An 18,547-nucleotide genomic window follows, 5' to 3' on the forward strand; every position below is an offset into this window, starting at 1 on the left:
TTCTCGATCACGGACGGTGCCCGCGCCGTGCCCCGGACGGGTCAGATCCCGGCGGCCTTGCGGTAGAGCGCGACGGCCTCCAGCTGCGAGCCGACCTCGAGCTTGGTCAGGACGGCGCGGATCTGGGTGCGCACGGTCGCCAGCGACACGACGAAGTGGTCGGCCACCGACTGGGCGCGCTTGCCACCCGCCAGCAGGGCCAGCACCTCGCGCTCGCGCTGGGTCAGCTTCGCGAGCTTCTCGTGGAGGTCGCGGCGCTCGTGCTCGCGGTCACGGTGCAGCTTGATGAACTGCTCGCGCCGCCCGGGCGGCATGATCGAGCGGCCCGCGTGCGCCTCCCGGATGGCGCTCAGCAGGGCCGGGAAGGGCGCGTTCTTCGGGACGAAGACGAACCCGCCGGCGTCGAGCGCCGCGCCGACCCGGCCCGCGTCGGAGCTGCCGGACAGCACGACGACCCGCCAGCCGGCCTCGCACAGGGGCCCGACGAGCCGGACGCCGTCGATGCGGTTGCCCTCGCCGTCGCGGCCCAGGTCGAGATCCAGCACGATCAGCCCGGCCGGGATCCGCCGGACGTGCTCGAGGACGGCGGCGGCGGACCGGACGGGCAGGAACGTGGCGTCCTCGCCCTCCGCGCGCAGGTTGAGGGCGAGGGCGGACCCGACCAGCTCGTGGTCGTCGACGATGAGGATCGGGCTACCGGTCGGTCCGGTCACCGCTCGGTCCTCCCGGGGGAACGCGACATACCGACACCTTAGAACGGTTGGGCCGTTCGTGGTGCCCGCCGGGCGGTGGACACGCGACGGCCGGACCGTCCACGGACGCGTCCGGCTGTCCGCGCCCCGCGTCCACGACCGGGGAAGGGACAGGTCAGGGACGGCTGCCGGCCTGGTCGGCCAGCATCCGCAGCCCGGACAGCAGTCCGCCGAACAGGTCACCCTCCTTGAAGGACGCGACCATGCTCATGAGAGCGAGCTTGGCTCCCCGGTCGGGGAGGCGGACCTTCGCCTCGGCGCCGGTGACGATCTCCAGCAGCCGCTGCTCGGGGCTCACGGCGACGAGCACGGCGTCGTCGTGGCCCTCCACGCGCCCGTGCAGGTCGACGGCGGTGGCCCGCGCGTCGGCGCCCAGGTCGCCCAGGTACAGCGCGAACCGCAGGCCGGTCTCGCGGCTGGTGAGGGTCAGCGCCTCGTCGAGCCGGGTCAGCTGCACCGGGGTGAACGGGTGCTGCGCCGCGTCGGGCTCGTGGAACTCCTCGGCCACCGAGAGGCGCCCGGAGTTCGTGACGACCGACCCCGCGGGCAGGTCCTCCTCGTTGCCGGTGAAGACGGCGAGGTCACCACTTGCCACCGGTACCTCCTCGGGTGTCGGCGCCCTCGACGTGGGCGGGGGTGCCGTGGCCGGCGTGCGCGGCGTGGTGCCCCGCGGCGGACGGCTCGGCGATCCAGAACAGCGGCTGGTACGGCCAGGGGTCACCCGCGTTGTAGCGGGGGCGGTTGCTCCGGTTCCGCACCGCGATCAGGCCCCAGATCGCGAAGTACAGGACAGCCGGCGCGACCACGAAGACCAGCAGGGTTTCGACGACGGTCACGGGGCCAGAACCTAGCCGATCGCCCTGCCCGGCACCTGCTCAGGTGTCCGATCCGACAGGCGTCCGACGCGGATCGCGCGCAGCAGCGCGTCGTGGTCGGCCTCGGTCTGGTCGGCGTAGGCGCGGGCGAAGGCGCACAGCGCCTCGGCGACCTTGCCGCCCTTGCCCAGGTAGCCGGCGATCATGGAGGCCCCCGAGGTGCGGGCGTGGCCCTTGGCGAGCAGCTTGCCGCAGACGTCGGCGTAGTCGGCGAGGGCGGGCGCGTCGAGCCGATCCGGGACGATCGCGCCCTTCATGTCGCGGAACTGGCGGACGTAGTACTGGCGCCCGTTGATCGTCGTCCAGCCCAGCAGCGGGTCGGAGACGGTCTGCAGCGCCTGCTGGTACTCCACGACCCGCTGCCCCTGGTGGGCGTGCCAGGCCTCGCCGCCGTGCACGTACGGCGCGACGACCGACCGGCGGGCCTGCTTGAGCTGCAGGAACAGCACGTCGTCGGGGTTGGAGCCCTCGCACAGCACGAGGTAGGCGCGCAGCCCGACCGAGCCGACGCCGACGACCTTGTGGGCGACGTCGACGGCGTGGTAGCCGCCGAGGATCCGGCTCCAGTGCGGCGGCAGCGTGGCCAGGTACTCGTCGAGCGCGGCGAGGATGCGGGCGGTGTGCACCTCGTCGGGGTGGGCGATCAGCGGCGGCTCGGTGACGATCCGCCGCGCCCCGCCCTCCTCGGTGACGAAGCGGGGCAGCGCGCGGTCGCTGGTGCGCCGCCGCGCCCGCTCCGCGGCCTTGTCGATCACCCGCCGCGAGGTCTTGTGGTCGGCGTCCGAGCGCAGGGTGTCGACGTCCATGATGTCGAACGAGCGCGCCAGCAGCGGCTCGTCGGCGAGGTGGCGCAGGTGCTCGGCGTAGGACCGCACGCAGCGGGTGACGGCCTCCCCGCACTGCTCCTCGCTCGCCCCCGAGTCGCGCCCGGCGACCCAGGCCGAGGACACCAGCCGGCGCAGGTCCCACTCCCAGGCGCCGGGGTGGGCCTCGTCGAAGTCGTTGAGGTCGAACACCAGCTCGCGCTCGGGTGAGGCGTAGAAGCCGAAGTTGCCCAGGTGGGCGTCGCCGCAGATCACCGGGTGCACCCCGGTCTCGGGCAGCAGCGAGAAGTCCGCGGCGTGCAGCGCCGCCGCCCCGCGCAGGAACGCGTGCGGCGAGGCGCTCATCCGCTGGATGCGCAGCGGCACCAGCTCGGGGACGCGGCCCGCGTTCTGGGCCTCCACGACGTCGACCGGGTCGGCCGCGCGCAGCGCGGGCGTCCAGCCGGCCAGCGACGACCGCGGCGTCACCTTCCGCAGCCCCTTGCCGATCCGGTAGCGCTCGGACCGCGGGGTGGAGGCGCGCTGCATCGAGCCGAACGCCTCGCGGTCCGATCCGGCGAGGACGGGGTGCGAGGTCACGGTGGGTTCCTACACGTTCCGGCGGCCCAGCGCACGGTAGGTCCAGCCGGCGGCCTCCCAGCTCTCGCGGTCCAGGGCGTTGCGGCCGTCGAGCACCCGGCGGGTCCGCACGACCTTCCCGAAGGTGGCCGGATCCAGCTCCTTGTACTGGCGCCACTCGGTCAACAGCAGCACCGCGTCGGCGCCCTCGGCGGCCTCCTCCGGGGTGTCCACGCAGTCCAGCTGCGCCCAGTGCCGGCGCACGTTCGGCACCGCGGCCGGGTCGGTGACCCGCACGTTCGCGCCCTGCAGCTGCAGCTGCGCGGCCACGTTGAGCGCCGGCGAGTCGCGGATGTCGTCGGAGTCGGGCTTGAACGCCGCCCCCAGCACCGCGATCCGCTTGCCCAGCAGGGAGTCGTCGCAGACCTGCCGGGCCAGCTCCACCATCCGGATCCGGCGCCGCATGTTGATGTTGTCGACCTCGCGCAGGAAGGTCAGCGCCTGGTCGGCGCCCAGCTCACCGGCCCGCGCCATGAACGCCCGGATGTCCTTGGGCAGGCAGCCGCCGCCGAAGCCCAGCCCGGCGTTGAGGAACTTGCGCCCGATCCGGTCGTCGTGCCCGATCGCGTCGGCCAGCTGCTTCACGTCCGCGCCGGTGGCCTCGCACAGCTCGGCCATCGCGTTGATGAAGGAGATCTTGGTGGCCAGGAACGAGTTCGCCGCGGTCTTGACCATCTCCGCGGTGGCGTAGTCGGTGACGACCTTCGGCGTGCCGTCGGCGACGATCCGGGCGTAGACGCCGTCGAGGACCTTCTCCGCGTCCACCGGCGCGTCGGCGGCGTCGGCGACCCCGTAGACCAGCCGGTCGGGGTGCAGCGTGTCCTGCACCGCGAAGCCCTCGCGCAGGAACTCCGGGTTCCACGCCAGCGCCGCCTCCGGCACCCGCGCCGCGACCTGCTCGGCCAGGCGCGCCGCCGTCCCCACCGGGACGGTGGACTTGCCGACGACCAGCTCGCCCGGCCCCAGCACGTCCAGCAGCGACGCCGTCGCCGCCTCGACGTAGGTCAGGTCCGCCGCGTACTCCCCGCGCCGCTGCGGGGTGCCGACGCACACGAAGTGCACCGCCGCGCCGCGCGCCGCGGCCATGTCCGAGGAGAACGACAGCCGCCCCGAGTCCAGCGAGCGGCGCAGCAGCTCCTCGAAGCCCGGCTCGAAGAACGGCACCCGGCCCGCCGCCAGCGACTCCGCCTTCGCGACGTCGACCTCGATCCCGACGACCTCGTGCCCCAGCTCGGCCATCGACGCCGCGTGCACCGCGCCCAGGTACCCGCACCCGATGACCGACAGCTTCAGCGGGGTGGAAGTTTCCGACATGGGCGGAGGCTATCTCCCCGTCCGGGTGGCGGTTCGCGCCCGTCGGGGAGCCGGCACGGGGGTGACGCCCCGGTGGACGGCCGGTGCCGCCACCCGGGCGATAGCGTCGGCGCCCGTGAGGACGCTCCTGCTCGCCGAGGACCTGCTGCTGCTCGGGCTCGACCGCACCGCCGGCCGGGTCGGCGACCGGTTCGACGGCCGGACGCTGCCCGTCGCGCTGCTGCGCGACCTGGTCGACACCGGGGCCCTGTACCTGGAGGTCGGCGCGGCGGGCGGGGACGGCGACGCCACCGTGACGCCGTCGGGCGCGGAGCCGGAGCACCCGGCGCTGGCGGCGGCGCTGGCCGCGGTGACCCGCGACGGCACCGACTCCTCCGCGCGCCCCCTCGCCGCGGCCGCGGTGCACCTCGCGCGCACCCCGGCCGGGTCGGCGGGCGGCGCCGTCGCGGCGCTGGTCGGGGACGGCGTGCTCGCCGCGCAGGAGTACCGGCGCTTCGGGCTGCTGCGCCGGGTGCACCTGAGCGAGACCGACCCCGGTCCGGCCCGCGCGCTGCGCACCCGGCTGGCCGCGGCGCTGGTCACGACGTCCCCGCCGGACGGGCGCGACGGGCTCCTGCTGGTCCTGCTGACGCTGTCCGGCCTGGCCGGGGACGTGCTGCCGCCCGAGATCGACGCCGGCACCCGGGAGGAGGCGCGGCGGCGCGCCGACCTGCTCGTCGAGGGGGCGGCGCGCGACCCGTTCGTCCGGGCGTACTTCGCGGTGCGCTCGGGGTGGGCCGGGAACTGACCGCGCCGGGGTGTCAGCCGTGCAGCCGGGCGAGCCGGTCGCGGCAGGCGTCCCAGGTGGGCAGCGCGCCGGCGGCGCGGGCCCGGGCCAGGGTGGGCGCGGCGCGGTCCTTGTCCGACAGCACCGGCTCGACGTCGTCGAGCCAGGGCAGCGCGAGGTCCGGGTCGAGCGGGGTGAGGCCGTGCTCGGCCGCCGGGTCGTAGGGCGCCGAGCACAGGTACCCGACGACCGTGGAGTCGGCGAGCGCCTGGAACGCGTGCCCCAGCCCCTCGGACAGGTAGACCGCCCGCAGCGGCTCCGCGGCGAGCTCCACGACCTCGACCCGGCCGAAGGTGGGCGAGCCGACCCGCAGGTCGACGACCACGTCGCGGACGGCGCCGGCGGCGACCCACAGGTACTTGGCCTGCCCCGGCGGGACGTCGGCCCAGTGCACGCCGCGGACCACCCCGCGGTGCGACACCGACCGGTTGGTCTGCGCGACGATCAGGTCGAATCCGAGCGCCTCGCGGAACGCGGAGCCCTGGAACGGCGCGACGAAGGACCCGCGGTGGTCGGGGAAGGTCGTCGGCTCGAACAGCCACGCCCCCGCGATGCCCAGCTCGGTGGCCCTCACCGCAGCCCCTCCCACCAGTCGCGGTGCTCCCGGTACCAGGCGACCGTGCCGGCGAGCCCCTCGTCGAACGCGACCTGCGGGGTGTAGCCGAGCTCGTCGCGGATCTTGGACCAGTCCACCGAGTAGCGGCGGTCGTGGCCCTTGCGGTCGGGGACGTGCTCGACGCGGTCCTCCCCCGCCCCGACGGCGGCCAGCAGCCGGGTGGTCAGCTCCCGGTTGGTGAGCTCGGTCCCGCCGCCGATGTTGTAGACCTCCCCGGCGCGGCCCTTCGTCGCGGCGAGCGCGACGCCGCGGCAGTGGTCGGTGACGTGCAGCCAGTCCCGCACGTTGCGGCCGTCGCCGTAGAGGGGCACCCGGCCGCCGTCGAGCAGCCGGGTCACGAACAGCGGGATCACCTTCTCCGGGAACTGGTGGGGGCCGTAGTTGTTCGAGCAGCGGGTCACGACGACGTCGAGGCCGTGCGTGCGGTGGTAGCTGCGCGCCAGCAGGTCCGAGCCCGCCTTCGCCGCGGAGTACGGCGAGTTGGGCTCCAGCGGGTGCTCCTCGGGCCAGGACCCGGAGTCGATGGAGCCGTACACCTCGTCGGTGGAGACGTGCACGAACCGGCCCACCCCGCCGTCGAGGGCGGCCTGCAGCAGCACCTGGGTGCCGACGACGTTGGTCGTCACGAAGTCCGCCGCGCCGGTGATCGAGCGGTCCACGTGGGTCTCGGCGGCGAAGTGGACGACGAGGTCGACCCCGCCGTCGCCGACGACCTCCGCGACGCGGCGCGGGTCGCGGACGTCACCGCGCTCCACGCGCAGCCGCGGGTCGTCGCGGACCGGGTCGAGGTTCTCGATCCGCCCCGCGTAGGTGAACGCGTCGAGCACGACCACCTCGGCCCCGGCCAGCCCCGGGTGCTCCCCGGCCAGCACGGTCCGCACGAAGCAGGAGCCGATGAACCCGGCTCCCCCCGTCACCACGATGCGCACGTGTCCTCCCCGCTCGACGCCCGGCCCGGCCAGCGTGTCAGAGTCGCCCCGACGCCGAGGAGCCGGAGGTGGGCGGTGCGCGCGTGCGTGCTGGGGGCGGACGGACAGCTCGGGCGGGCGCTGGTGGCGGCGCTGCCCGGCGCGGTGGCCGTGGACCGGGCCGGTCTGGACGTCGGCGACGCCGCGGCCGTCGCGGCGTTCGGCTTCGGCGGCGCCGACGTGGTCCTCAACGCGGCCGCCTACACCGCCGTCGACCGGGCCGAGACCGAGCCCGCCGCGGCCTGGCGGGCCAACGCCGCGGGCCCCGCGCACCTCGCCGCGGCCGCCCGCGAGCACGGGTTCCTGCTGGTCCACGTGTCCACCGAGTACGTCTTCGACGGCACCGCGACCGGCCCGGTGCCGGAGTGGGCGCCGCTGTCCCCGCTCGGGGTGTACGGGGCGTCGAAGGCCGCCGGAGAGCTCGCGGTGCGCGCGGCGCTGCCGGAGCGGCACGTGGTCGTGCGGACCAGCTGGGTCGTCGGCGACGGCGCCAACTTCGTCGCGACGATGGCGCGGCTGGCCCGCGACGGGGTCCGGCCCGCCGTCGTCGACGACCAGGTGGGACGCCCGACCTCGGCCGCCGACCTCGCGGCAGCGCTGGTCGTGCTGGCCGGGTCCGGGGAGCACGGCACCTTCCACGTGACCGGCGGCGGCGAGCCGACGAGCTGGTGCGGCCTGGCCCGCGAGGTGTTCGCGCGGTGCGGGCGCGACCCCGGCGACGTCCGCGCCGTGTCCACCGCCGAGTACGCCGCGGACAAGCCGCACCTGGCGCGCCGGCCCGCGAACTCGGTGCTCGACCTGTCGCGCGCGACCGGCGCCGGTGTCGTCGTGCCGCACTGGCGCGACGGGCTCGACCGCTACCTGCCCGCGGTGACCCGGTGAAGGGGATCGTGCTGGCCGGGGGGACCGGCAGCCGGCTGTTCCCGCTGACCGCGGCGGTGTCCAAGCAGCTGCTGCCGGTCTACGACAAGCCGATGATCTACCACCCCCTGACCACGCTGATGCTGGCCGGGATCCGGGAGATCCTGCTCATCTCCACCCCGCGCGACCTGCCCGGCTTCCAGCGCCTGCTCGGCGACGGCACCCACCTCGGCCTGGAGATCACCTACGCCGGGCAGGAACACCCCAACGGCCTCGCCGAGGCCTTCGTCATCGGCGCCGACCACGTCCGCGGCGGCCCGTCGGCACTCGTGCTCGGCGACAACATCTTCCACGGCGCCGGGTTCGGCGACCTGCTGCGCACCCGCGCCGCCCAGGTCGCCTCCGGCGAGGCGGGCTGCGTGCTGTTCGGCTACCCCGTGCGCGACCCGCAGCGCTACGGCGTCGGCGAGGCCGACGACCGGGGCCGCCTGCTGTCCATCGAGGAGAAACCCGCACACCCCCGCTCCGACCGCGCGATCACCGGCCTCTACCTCTACGACCACCACGTCGTCGACGTCGCCGCCGCCGTCACCCCCTCCGCCCGCGGCGAGCTCGAGATCACCGACGTCAACCGCGCCTACCTCGACCAGGGCCGCGCCCACCTGCAGGACCTCGGCCGCGGCTTCGCCTGGCTCGACACCGGCACCCACGAGTCGCTCATGGAGGCCGGCCAGTACGTCCGCGTCCTGGAGAACCGCCAGGGCGTGCGCATCGCCTGCGTCGAGGAGGTCGCCCTGCGCATGGGCTACATCGACGCCGACACCTGCCACGCCCTCGGGGCGCGGCAGGCCGGCTCGGGCTACGGCGAGTACGTCATGGCCGTCGCCGATCAGTTCAGGTCGTAGACGCGGACCCAGTCGACCTCGTAGGTCGCGGGCTGCATCCGCGAGCCGTAGAAGTTGTCGAGCTGGATGGTCAGGTGCCCGCTGGGCATGTCCTGGATGTTGCGGCGCACCGAGTTCGCCCCGCCCGACCAGCGGAACCACTCCTTGCCGTCGACGAAGCCGCGGACCCAGGACGGGGTCCACTCGACCGCGACGGCGTGCCACTGGCTCAGCGCCGCGCCGCAGCCGGTCTCCTTGGCGTACTGCTGCTGGACCTGGATCCCGGCGTTGTGCGGGTAGTGGGTGAAGCTCTCCGCACACGCGGCGCCGGGACGGCCGTTCTCCAGGAAGTCGTACTCGCCGTCCTGGGGCCAGCGGTCCGAGGTCGGCCACACGATCAGCAACGGGTGGTAGGTGCGCGTGCTCGACGCCGATCCGGTCGCGTAGGAGCGCACGCGGGCCTCCCAGCGGCCGTAGCGGCGCTCGGCCCGGCTCGCGAGCCAGGCGCTGTCGCCGCCGGCGAGCCCGGTCTGGACCAGCGCGGAGCCGTTCACGGTGGACCGCGAGGCGCACCGGCGGCCGTTGCCGGCGTGGCCCGGCCAGCACTCCCCGGCCCTCGTCCACCTCGCCGGGTCCGGGGCGCCGGTGTAGTCGAACTCGTCGGAGCCGGTGGTGGGGGTGCCCCACCCGTAGGTCTCCGCGGCGGTGGTGGGGGCGGCGGCCTGTGCGGCCCGGGGGGCGGGCGACGCGGTGGCCGCCCCCGTCCCGGCCAGGGCGGGGGCGAGTGCGGTGACCGCGGCGACGGCGAGCAGGACCAGGCGGCGGCTGGATGTGGGCATGCGTGATCGACCGTTCCGTGACGGGTGGAGGTGCGGGGCGTGAGTCGATTGCGCGCGATCGACGATCACAGTAGGGATCACCGGCGGTTCGCGACAGGGTCTCTGCACAGAACTGCGTACGCCTTTCCGACGATCTCGTGCGGCGGCGGTCCTCCTCCCCGCGCAGGAGGTGGCGGGCCGGCCGGGCCGCTAGCGTCGTGGCGCATGGGGGATCTGCTGCTGTCCGAGGAACTGCTGCTCATCGGCCTGCACGACGACACCGGCAAGCCCGCGGGGTGGTTCGACCCGCAGCGGCTGCACGGGGCGCTGCTGTGCGACCTGATCGAACGCGGCGCGGTGACCGTCGACGAGCGGAAGAAGGTGCACCCGGCCGCCGTACCGGAGCATCCGGCGCTGCGCGCGGTGTACGACACGGTCGCGGGCTCGTCGGCGCCGCGCTCGGTGGCGCACTGGACCTCCACGCTGCCGTGGAAGCACACGAAGCCCGCCGAGCTGGTCGCCGGGCGCCTGGTGGAGCGCGGCGTCCTCGCCCGCGAGGAGGGCCGGGTGCTCGGCCTGTTCCGCACGACCCGGCTGCCCGAGGCCGACCCCGGTCCGGAGCGTGCGCTGCGCGAGCGGCTGCGCGCGGTGCTGGTCACCGGCACGACGCCGACGGCGCACGACGCCCTGCTCGTCGCGCTGCTGCACGGCACGCACCAGGTGCGGGCGGCGCTCGACGGCGTGGACGGCCCGCAGCGCCGGGCCGGTGAGAAGCGGGCGAAGGAGATCGCGAAGGGGCTGCAGGACGACCCGGTGCTGAAGGCGCAGTACGACGCCGCGGTGCTGGCCGCGGTGATGACGACGGTGGCGACCACCGTCGTCGTCACCGGCGGGTCGAACTAGCCGGCCTGCCGCTGGGCGAGCCCCAGGGCGTACTCCGGGTACCACTGCCCCGCCGCCGGCTCGCCCGGGCGGCAGGCGCCGTCGGACTCGCCGGGGCGCTTGACCCACAGCAGGGCGTCCACGCGGGGGGAGCCGGTGTCGGTGGTCGGCGCCGCGCCGAGCCCGCGGCCGGGCGGGTTGCAGAACGCGGGCACCCCGCCCAGGGACGCCTCGTCGGCGACGCCGCGGCCGTTGCGGCTGGTGTCGACCACGAAGTGCGTCCCGCCGAGCACGTCGGAGATCCGCTCCCCGAACGCGACGACCTCGGGGGTCGGGTAGAAGTTCGCGACGTTGAGCGCGAAGCCGTCGGCCCGCCCGACCCCGGACCGGCCGAGCGCGTCGGCGAGCGCGCCGACGTCGCTGATGAAGCCGGGGTTGCCGGCGTCGACGTAGACGGTCGCGCCGGCGCCCTTCAGCGCGGTGACCGCGTCGGACAGCAGCTGGTAGCGCTCGTCGCGCAGCGCGCCGTCGACGCAGCCGGACAGCTCGTGCGGCACCGCGTCCGGCTCCAGCACGACCGTCGCCGGGCCGCCGCCGAGGCCGCGCACGATCTCGGTGACCCAGTTGCGGTAGTAGCCGCCGTCGGGCGCGCCGCCGCCGGAGAAGCTGCCGCAGTCGCGGTGCGGGACGTTGTAGGCGACCAGCAGCGGCGTGGCGCCGGCGGCGCGGGCCCGGTCGACGTAGTCCTTCGTGTCGGCCTGGGCGGCGGCGACGTCGCCGGTCACCCAGTGCGGGAACGGCTGCGCGGCGATCTTCTCGATCTGCGCGGCGTCGTCGTCGCGGCCCTCGGCCCGCCACTGCGCGACCTGCGCGGCCGCCGCGCTGGTCGGGTCGACGAAGTAGCCGGTCGGGCTCGGCGGTGCGGTCGCGGGCGCCGCGCCCGGCGGTGCGACGCCCGACCCGCAGGAGACGAGGACGACGGCGGCGGCCAGGGCACCGGACACGACGGCCAGCAACGTGCGCACGAGGAGGGAGTGTGTCACCTGACGTGCACCCAGGTCGCCGTCGACGGCACACCGGCGTCGTCGAGCAGGAACAGCATGTACCAGCCGGGCGGGACGAGCGCCGGTTCGCCGGGCACCCCCAGGCGCAGCGAGCCGTCCGGGCCGCGGGCGAGGTCCAGGCGCACCGAGCGCTGGTCGATGTCGGTGGCGTGGGTGACCGCGCTGGGCCGGATCAGCCGCGCTCCGGTGACCCGGGCCGCGTCCGGGCTGGTCACGGTCATGGTGGCGCCGAGTGCGACCTCCTTCGGCGCCGTCGCGATCACCGGCGCCGGGCCGTGGAACCGGTACGGCGGGGTGTAGATCTCCAACCGCTGCTCGAACGGCGCGGGCTTGGTGTTGTCGACGTTCTTGAACAGCGAGTTCCCGCCCGCGGTGAGCACCTGGCCGTTGGGCAGCAGCAGCGCCTCGGCGTGGTAGTCGCGCCCGACGGCCGGGTCGGCGACGGCGGTCAGCGTGTTCGTCCCGGGGTGGTAGAGGTTCGCCTGCAGGACGTCGGAGTTGCCCTTGCCCCGGTAGTCGGCCGAGCCGCCGGTGATGAGCAGGTCGTCGGTGGGCAGCTGCACGACGCTCGGGTAGCGGGTCGGGGTGCGCAGGTCCGGGCCCGGGGTGAACGCGGGCGCCGGGTCGTCGAGGTCGATGCGGTCGATGCGGGCCGAGGACACCGGCGACTCGCCGACCCCGCCGCCCCCGACGACGACCAGCCGCTGGTCCTGCACCGGCCCGGCCCACGACGACCCGGAGGTCTCCATCAGGTCCGGCCGGCGCAGCCCCGGTACGGGTGCGAAGGAGTTGTCGGCGAGGTTCCAGAAGCCCGGCGTGCGCCCGGCGTCGGCGGGGCCGTAGCCGGCGTTGGAGCCGGAGTAGAACAGCTGCCCCTGCCGGCCGGTCTGGAAGATCGCGGGGTAGGTCGGGAAGTAGCGGAACAGGTCCGGGCGGTCGGTCCAGCGCTTGGTGGCGGGGTCGTAGATCTCGTTCTGGCCGGGCAGGATCTGCCCGGTGCCGTCGAGGCCGGAGGTGGCGAGGACCTGGCCGTCGGGGAGTCCGGTGAGCGTGGGGTACCAGCGCTTCTGGGTCATGTCGCCGACGCGGACGTAGGTCTCGGTGAACGGGTCGAACTCGTAGGAGTCCGCGATGCCCTGGAAGTCCTGCTTGTCCATGGTCATCTTCTCGCCCATGCCGTAGACGTTCGCGGCGTCCTCGGGCGACAGCGACGGGATCGTGTACTGGGCGGGGGTGTCGGTCACGCCGGCGGTGCCGTCCTCGGTGGACTCGACGAAGCCGACCGTCTCGCTCGCGGTGACGACGGTGCCCTCGCCCTCGCCGGTCTTGGTGGCGGCCATGACGTGCGCCGGGCTGGTCAGCACGTAGGTGCGCCCGTCCGGGGCACGGAACCCGGTGCCCTTGTCCAGGTGCAGCTCGCGGTCGGGGTTCTCGTTGCGGATGCGCATGGCGCCGGCGGCGCGCTGCACGAAGCCGTCGAGCACCTCGTAGCGCTGGGTGCCGCCGGCGACGAGCAGGTTGCCGTCGGACAGGAAGGTGTGGCCGCCGCAGAACAGGTCCGAGGGGGTGTCGACCTCGTTCGTGTCGCCGGTGGCCGGGTCGTAGACCAGGGTCCGGAAGGTGCCGGCGTCGAACTGCTCCTGGTCGTTGCCCGAGCCCGCGACGAGCAGGACCTTGCCGGTCGGCAGCATCGCGGCGTGGATGGCGTTGATCCGCACGTCCTCGGGCAGCTCGACGACGTCCCAGCGGCCGTGCGCCGCGGTGTACTCGGCGCTGTGCAGCCACGCCTCGTGGCGGACCTCGGAGATCCAGGCGAAGGCGGGCGGCGCGTTGACGGCCAGCAGCACGGCCGGCACGCCGACCATCGCGATGACGCGGCGGCGGGCGAGGACGGCGCGCGCCGCCCGGGAGAGCAGGCGCTTCACGCCACGGCTCCGATCGTCTCGTCACGGGGTTCGGGCAGCTCGATGTCGGGGACCAGCTCGACGAGCTCGGCGGCGGTGACGACCGCGCCGCGGTCGCGCCAGAGCCCGCCCAGCCAGACCAGCATCGGCACGAGCGAGATCAGCAGGGCAAGGGCGGGCCACATGAGCACGTCGAGGTTGGCGTAGCCGAGGGCGAACGAGGCCGCGATGGCCGCCGCGAGGAACGCCGACCAGCGCAGGTGCCGGGCGAAGGTGACGAGCCGGTCGGGGCTGGCCGCCTCGGCCTTCGGGGTCACCACGAACCGCGCCGGGCGCCGCAGCACGGTCGCGACCAGCGAGGACGCGTAGATCGGCGCGGACAGCACCGACATCGCCATCCCGTGGATCCCGCTGGAGTTCTCGTTCTCGTAGGGGCTGACGTTGTAGCGGCGGTTGCGCACGTAGACCCACAGCTGGAAGGCGGTGGCGTCGACGTAGAGCGCCAGCCACAGCGCCGGCGGGACGACGATGCCCGACACGCCGAACGCCAGGTAGAGCGAGGCGTTGACCGCCCCGAGGACCCAGCCGACGGCCATCGACGGGTAGAAGGTGGTGATCAGCAGGTAGTGCAGCATCCGCGGCGGGGAGAGCCGGCGCAGCCGCCGCAGGAAGACACCCTGCAGGATCTCGAAGGTGCCCCGCGACCAGCGCAGCTGCTGGGAGAAGTAGTCCGTCCAGGACGACGGGCCCTCCCCCACCGCGACGACGTCGGGGGTGTACACCGAGCGCCAGCGCGCGCCCGTCCACGGGTTGCGCCGGGCGTGCAGCGCGAGCCCGGTGGCCATGTCCTCGGTGATCGAGTCGTGCAGGCCGCCGACCGTGAGCAGCGCGTCGATCCGCACGGCGTTGTTGGTGCCGACCAGCATCGGGATGCCGTAGGCGTTCGCGGCGCGCTGGATCAGCGAGTGGAACGGGAACTGCTGGGACTCCGCGGCCCGGGTGACGAAGGTGTCGCAGTTGGCGTAGCACTGGGGGCCGACGACGAAGGCGACGTCGGGGTCGCGGAAGTAGCCGAGCATCCGCTCGGCGTAGTTGGGCAGCGGCACGTGGTCGGGGTCGACCGAGAGGAACACGTCGTAGCGGTGGCCCTCGGCGTGCACCCAGGCGTTGTAGTTGCCGTGCTTGGTGCGCGCGGCGAAGAAGCCGCCGTCGGTGTTGTACCCGGCGGTCCCCTTGCGCGAGAAGTGCCGCACGCCGATCTCGGCGCACATGCGGCGGACGTCGGCGTCGTCGCCCTCGTCGAGCAGCCAGACGTCGAGGGTGCCGGCGTGCCGGATCCGCCGCGCGGCCTCGAGCGTGGCCCGGACCATCTCGACCGGCTCCTTGCCGGGGACGATCGTGGTCAGGAACGCGACCCGCAGCGCGGGGTCGGGCCGCACCGGGACCGGGTCGCGGGCGAGTACCGAGGCCAGCGACAGCGAGAACACGTTGACCAGGCGCAGGCCCTCGACCAGCGCGATCGAGCCGATGACGAAGACGTTCGCGGCCTGGATCCACCAGCGCTCGTCGACGTCGGGGTGGTGCGAGGGCTGCAGCAGCCAGACGACGAACAGCACCTCGAACGCCACGTTCGCGCCGATGATGGCCAGCGTCCGCACCCAGCGGGAGCGGCCCTGCCCGTCGTGCAGGTTGCGGTAGCGGACGCGGTGGACCGTCCCGTCGGCGGGGGGCTCGGTGATCTCGCCGGAGATCCGGCTGAAGTCGTGCAGCGACCGCGCCCCCGCCAGGGGCGGGGCGATCCCCGGCGGGTCCTGCGACGTGCCGGGCGCGGGTGACGCGGTCACCGGCGTACCTCCTGCTGGGCTCGGGTCCGGCGGCGCGTGGTGGGAGCGCCGCCGTGTGCGCCCTGCATCGACGCTTTCCGAGACCCCGTTACCCACCGCGCCCGCCGGGGCCGTCCGGCCCGGTGACCGACCGCCGTCGGCCCGAGATCGAATCGTGATCGAGATACCGTGTCAGCAGCAGGAGGTCCGGATTTCTTGATCCTGATGGCAGCAGTAGGACAGGGCCGTTCGGCGTAGTGGCCCGGCACGGACCGTCACCAGGTCATCAACACTGATGATCCGGACCGGGATGTCCGGGACGTCCGTTTCCCTCCCCCGTTCTGATGACGCCGCCCGGCCCGGCGGCGGCGCGCGGGTCGTCCGGCCGGGCGAACGGACCGTCCTCGCACCGGGGCCGGCCGACCCGCCGGTGTAACCTCCGCGCACACCCGAGTGAGGCCGTGCCGCGACGCCGTCCCCCGCCGCGCCGGACGCCTCACGGACTCCCCACCGCCCCGGCGGCCCCCCGGAGGACAGCACCCCATGAGCGCGCGGATCGCCCTGGTCCACGAGCGGTTCACCGAGATCGCAGGATCCGAGCACGTCGTCGAGCAGCTCGCGCGCGAGTGGCCGGACGCCCCGGTGCACGTCCCGGTGAGCCGCCCGGCGGGGGTCCCGCCGGGCCTGGAGGGACGGCTGCACACCAGCGGGGTCGACCATCTGTACCGGCTCACCGGTGGCCGCACCTACGCGCCGCTGACCCCCCTGTTCCCCCGGGCCTTCCGGCGGATGCGGCTCGACCCGGCCGACGCCGTGGTCATCAGCCACCACGCGTTCGCCACCCAGGCGGCGTTCGCCACCGCGGCGCCGACCGTCGCCTACGTGCACAGCCCGGCCCGCTGGGCCTGGGAGACCGGGATGCGCGCCGGCGAGGCGAGCGGACGGCTCGGCTCCGCCGCACTCGACGCGCTGGCCCGCATCACCCGCCGGGCCGAGCTGGCCGCGGCACCGCGCCTGACCCGGATCGTCGCCAACTCCCACGAGGTCGCCCGGCGGGTCCGCGCCTGGTGGGGACGCGACGCCGAGGTCGTGCACCCGCCGGTGGACACCGAGGCCTTCACCCCCGACCCCGGCACCGACCGGGAGGACTTCTTCCTGCTCGCCGGGCGGCTCGTGCCCTACAAGCGCCCCGAGATCGCGATCGAGGCCGCCCGCGAGGCCGGGGTGCGGCTGGTCGTGGTCGGCGAGGGGCGCGGCGAGCAGGCGTGCCGCCGCGTCGCCGGCCCGGACGTCCGCTTCCTCGGGCGCGTCCCGCACCGGGAGCTCCTGGCCCTGCACCGGCGGGCCCGCGCGGTCCTCATGCCCGGCGTCGAGGACTTCGGGATCGTCCCGGTCGAGGCGATGGCGTGCGCGACCCCGGTCGTCGCGCTCGGGCAGGGCGGCGCGCTGGACTCGATCGCCCCGGGGGTCACCGGGGTCCTCGTCCCCCCGGGCGACGACGAGTCCGTGGTCGCCGGCTTCGCCGAGGCACTGCGCGGGTTCGACCCCGGCGCGTTCGACCCGGCGGCGGTGCGGCGCCACGCCGAGAGCTTCTCCCGCGCGCAGTTCCGCAGCCGGATGCGCCGGATCGTCGACGACACCGCCGGCGTGTAAGTCTCGCCACATCGGACGGACGACCCCGCACCATCGTGTCGGACAGTGGTCGTCGCGGTGACATCGTGGTGACCTCGTCGGACACATCGTGTCCGGACGATCACGCACGGCACGATCTTGTGACCGACGTCGCGGTGCGGATGACCTTCGCCGTGTTGCCTTGCGTTCGCAACTTTGTTACCCACCGTGCGGCGATCGGCCCCGAACAGCCCAATTTGGGCCCGATTCGCTTCTGCGACAACGAATGTGGCCACCCTGGGTAACACCCTCCGGGACAGTGGCGACTCTGCAGGCGGCGGATGATCCGCCATCCGTACTACGTGCTGTGACTCCCCGGATCCGATGACCGGCCGTCACGACCGACGTGCGGAGGAGCAGTGACGTCGGGTGAGGTGGACGTGGAGACCATGCAGCAGTCCGGAACGGTGTGCGACACCGATCGACCGGCCCGCACGCGCCCACGGCAGGACCCCGGTCCGGACGGCACGGAGACGGCCCCCGGGGGCGGCCCACCGGTCGAGGTGCGCCCGCTGCTCGGCATCCGCTCGGCGCGCCGGCTGCAGGCGTGGATGATCGTGCTGCCGGTGGACGCCCTGATGCTGGCGGCGCCCGCCCTGTGGACGCCGAAGCACTGGAAGGGCTTCCTCGCCCTGTCACTGGTGGCGCTGCTGTTCCTCACCGAGGGCGGTCGCTACCGGGCGCGCCTGCACATCAGCGTGCTCGACGAGCTGCCGCGCCTGCTCACCCGGGTGCTCGCCGCCGGGGCCGTCATCGCGACCGTGTTCGCAGTGCGCCACGACGACCTCGAGGTCACCTCCATCCTCGCCGGGCTGCTCGCCGGGATGGGCCTGTTCGTGCTCGGCCGCGTACTGACCAACCGGATCATCCTCGTCGGACGGCGGCGGCGGATCGTCGCGCACCGCACCCTGATCGTCGGCAACGGCGCGCTCGCCCGCGAGCTCTGCACCCTGCTGCGCCGCTATCCCCAGTACGGGCTGCTCCCGGTCGGCTTCGTCGACGGCGACCCGGACCGCGACGAGGTCTGGCACGCCGACCAGCTCGACGAGGCCGTCCGCCGCACCGGCTCCGACGTGATCGTCATCGCGGACGGCGAGCTCACCGAGTCCCAGGTCCTCGACGTGCTGCGCCACCCGTCCTGCGCCCAGTGCGACGTCATGGTCGTGCCCCGGCTGCACCAGTTCTGGCAGCAGTCCGGTACCGGCGACCACATCGGGTCGGTCCCGGTCATGCGGGTCCGGTCGGCCCGCATGGACGGCCCCCGCTGGTTCATCAAGCGCAGCTTCGACATCGCCGTCAGCAGCGTCACGCTGGTGCTGCTGTCCCCGCTGCTGCTGGTCTGCGCGGTGGCGGTCAGCCGCGAGACCCGTGCCGCCGTGCTGTTCCGGCAGGAACGGATCGGGCGCGGCGGGCGGCCGTTCGTCTGCCTGAAGTTCCAGACGATGAAGCCGGCGACCAGCACGGAGGGCGCGACGCGGTGGTCCATCGCGCACGACACCCGGGTGGGCCGGGTCGGCCGGCTGCTGCGCCGCACCGGCCTCGACGAGCTCCCCCAGCTGTGGAACATCCTGCGCGGGGACATGACGCTGGTCGGGCCGCGCCCGGAGCGGCCGTTCTTCGTCGACCGGTTCTCCCAGCAGTGGCCGCACTACTCCCACCGCCACCGGGTCCCGGCCGGGCTCACCGGCCTCGCCCAGGTGTCCGGGCTGCGCGGCGACGTCCCGATCTCCGACCGCGCCCGCTTCGACAACTACTACATCGAGAACTGGTCGCTGTGGCTGGACGTGAAGATCGTCCTGCGCACGTTCGCCGAGGTCCTGCTCGCCCGCGGCCGCTGACCCGCCCCC

The 18,547-nt window shown here is 74.3% G+C and carries 17 protein-coding genes; 6 read left to right on the forward strand and 11 right to left on the reverse strand.

From position 1 onward, the window contains the following. Positions 1-41 precede the first annotated feature (41 nt). From WJX68_RS04750 to WJX68_RS04770, 5 genes are all read right to left on the reverse strand, one after another. On the reverse strand, positions 42-713 hold the full coding sequence (locus tag WJX68_RS04750; protein ID WP_340286354.1) for a response regulator transcription factor: 672 nt from the start codon (positions 711-713) through the stop codon (positions 42-44). 154 nt (positions 714-867) lie between these two features. Next, complete coding sequence (locus WJX68_RS04755; RefSeq protein ID WP_340286355.1) at positions 868-1,347, reverse strand: DUF5130 family protein; 480 nt, start codon at positions 1,345-1,347, stop codon at positions 868-870. Beyond that, entirely contained in the window at positions 1,334-1,588 is a 255-nt protein-coding gene (gene ctaJ / locus WJX68_RS04760; protein WP_340286356.1) for an aa3-type cytochrome oxidase subunit CtaJ, read from the reverse strand. Before ctaJ ends, WJX68_RS04755 begins: the two co-directional genes overlap by 14 nt. An 11-nt stretch (positions 1,589-1,599) precedes the next feature. Beyond that, on the reverse strand, positions 1,600-3,030 hold the full coding sequence (locus WJX68_RS04765; RefSeq protein ID WP_340286357.1) for a DUF2252 domain-containing protein: 1,431 nt from the start codon (positions 3,028-3,030) through the stop codon (positions 1,600-1,602). Positions 3,031-3,039: 9 nt separating this feature from the next. Beyond that, positions 3,040-4,383: a UDP-glucose dehydrogenase family protein gene (locus tag WJX68_RS04770; RefSeq protein ID WP_340286358.1), complete on the reverse strand. Its 1,344-nt coding sequence runs from the start codon at positions 4,381-4,383 to the stop codon at positions 3,040-3,042. Between the two features lie 115 nt (positions 4,384-4,498). Between WJX68_RS04770 and WJX68_RS04775 the strand changes: the two genes are divergently transcribed. Continuing rightward, positions 4,499-5,170, forward strand: coding sequence for a GPP34 family phosphoprotein (locus WJX68_RS04775; protein WP_340286359.1), 672 nt, complete (start codon positions 4,499-4,501; stop codon positions 5,168-5,170). 13 nt (positions 5,171-5,183) lie between these two features. Here WJX68_RS04775 and WJX68_RS04780 read toward each other — a convergent pair whose 3' ends face one another. Together WJX68_RS04780 and rfbB are read right to left on the reverse strand one after the other, a co-directional pair. After that, positions 5,184-5,783, reverse strand: coding sequence for a dTDP-4-dehydrorhamnose 3,5-epimerase family protein (locus tag WJX68_RS04780; RefSeq protein WP_340286360.1), 600 nt, complete (start codon positions 5,781-5,783; stop codon positions 5,184-5,186). Continuing rightward, complete coding sequence (gene rfbB / locus WJX68_RS04785) at positions 5,780-6,754, reverse strand: dTDP-glucose 4,6-dehydratase (RefSeq protein WP_340286361.1); 975 nt, start codon at positions 6,752-6,754, stop codon at positions 5,780-5,782. The genes WJX68_RS04780 and rfbB overlap by 4 nt, the downstream gene beginning before the upstream one ends. Before the next feature lie 87 nt (positions 6,755-6,841). On the opposite strand from rfbB, the gene rfbD reads away from it, so the two are divergent. Both rfbD and rfbA read left to right on the forward strand, forming a co-directional pair. Next, on the forward strand, positions 6,842-7,675 hold the full coding sequence (gene rfbD, locus WJX68_RS04790) for a dTDP-4-dehydrorhamnose reductase (protein ID WP_340286362.1): 834 nt from the start codon (positions 6,842-6,844) through the stop codon (positions 7,673-7,675). After that, positions 7,672-8,559 carry a glucose-1-phosphate thymidylyltransferase RfbA gene (gene rfbA, locus WJX68_RS04795; protein ID WP_340286363.1) on the forward strand — a complete coding sequence of 296 codons (888 nt, stop codon included), beginning with the start codon at positions 7,672-7,674 and terminating at the stop codon, positions 8,557-8,559. The genes rfbD and rfbA overlap by 4 nt, the downstream gene beginning before the upstream one ends. Here the strand turns inward: rfbA and WJX68_RS04800 are convergent. Continuing rightward, entirely contained in the window at positions 8,544-9,377 is an 834-nt protein-coding gene (locus WJX68_RS04800; RefSeq protein ID WP_340286364.1) for a glycoside hydrolase family 16 protein, read from the reverse strand. The two genes, rfbA and WJX68_RS04800, sit on opposite strands and share 16 nt — an antisense overlap. Before the next feature lie 204 nt (positions 9,378-9,581). On the opposite strand from WJX68_RS04800, the gene WJX68_RS04805 reads away from it, so the two are divergent. After that, a complete protein-coding gene (locus tag WJX68_RS04805) occupies positions 9,582-10,259 on the forward strand; it encodes a GOLPH3/VPS74 family protein (RefSeq protein WP_340286365.1) in 678 nt (225 codons plus the stop codon). Here the strand turns inward: WJX68_RS04805 and WJX68_RS04810 are convergent. From WJX68_RS04810 to WJX68_RS04820, 3 genes are read right to left on the reverse strand one after another with little or no spacing between them, the layout of a single operon-like run. Beyond that, on the reverse strand, positions 10,256-11,263 hold the full coding sequence (locus WJX68_RS04810; protein WP_340286366.1) for a glycoside hydrolase family 6 protein: 1,008 nt from the start codon (positions 11,261-11,263) through the stop codon (positions 10,256-10,258). The two genes, WJX68_RS04805 and WJX68_RS04810, sit on opposite strands and share 4 nt — an antisense overlap. A gap of 14 nt (positions 11,264-11,277) precedes the next feature. Beyond that, positions 11,278-13,227 (reverse strand): radical copper oxidase GlxA, encoded by a 1,950-nt coding sequence (glxA, locus tag WJX68_RS04815; RefSeq protein WP_340286367.1) that lies wholly within the window; start codon positions 13,225-13,227, stop codon positions 11,278-11,280. Next, the gene (locus WJX68_RS04820; protein ID WP_340286368.1) at positions 13,224-15,050 is read right to left on the reverse strand and encodes a glycosyltransferase family 2 protein; all 1,827 of its coding nucleotides are present in this window, start codon (positions 15,048-15,050) and stop codon (positions 13,224-13,226) included. The genes glxA and WJX68_RS04820 overlap by 4 nt, the downstream gene beginning before the upstream one ends. A 522-nt stretch (positions 15,051-15,572) precedes the next feature. On the opposite strand from WJX68_RS04820, the gene WJX68_RS04825 reads away from it, so the two are divergent. Together WJX68_RS04825 and WJX68_RS04830 are read left to right on the forward strand one after the other, a co-directional pair. Beyond that, positions 15,573-16,682, forward strand: coding sequence for a glycosyltransferase (locus tag WJX68_RS04825; protein ID WP_340286370.1), 1,110 nt, complete (start codon positions 15,573-15,575; stop codon positions 16,680-16,682). 407 nt (positions 16,683-17,089) lie between these two features. Beyond that, the gene (locus WJX68_RS04830) at positions 17,090-18,538 is read left to right on the forward strand and encodes a sugar transferase (protein ID WP_340286372.1); all 1,449 of its coding nucleotides are present in this window, start codon (positions 17,090-17,092) and stop codon (positions 18,536-18,538) included. Positions 18,539-18,547: the final 9 nt, after the last annotated feature.

Source organism: Pseudonocardia spirodelae (assembly GCF_037727765.1).
GTDB classification, from domain to species: Bacteria; Actinomycetota; Actinomycetes; order Mycobacteriales; family Pseudonocardiaceae; genus Pseudonocardia; species Pseudonocardia spirodelae.

Bases quoted from the DNA above. Each gene is read 5' to 3' on its own strand.
- WJX68_RS04770 (WP_340286358.1), bottom strand. From the start codon at position 4,383: ATGTCGGAAACTTCCACCCCGCTGAAGCTGTCGGTCATCGGGTGCGGG.
- WJX68_RS04805 (WP_340286365.1), top strand. From the start codon at position 9,582: ATGGGGGATCTGCTGCTGTCCGAGGAACTGCTGCTCATCGGCCTGCAC.
- WJX68_RS04825 (WP_340286370.1), top strand. From the start codon at position 15,573: ATGAGCGCGCGGATCGCCCTGGTCCACGAGCGGTTCACCGAGATCGCA.
- WJX68_RS04800 (WP_340286364.1), bottom strand. From the start codon at position 9,377: ATGCCCACATCCAGCCGCCGCCTGGTCCTGCTCGCCGTCGCCGCGGTC.
- WJX68_RS04830 (WP_340286372.1), top strand. From the start codon at position 17,090: ATGCAGCAGTCCGGAACGGTGTGCGACACCGATCGACCGGCCCGCACG.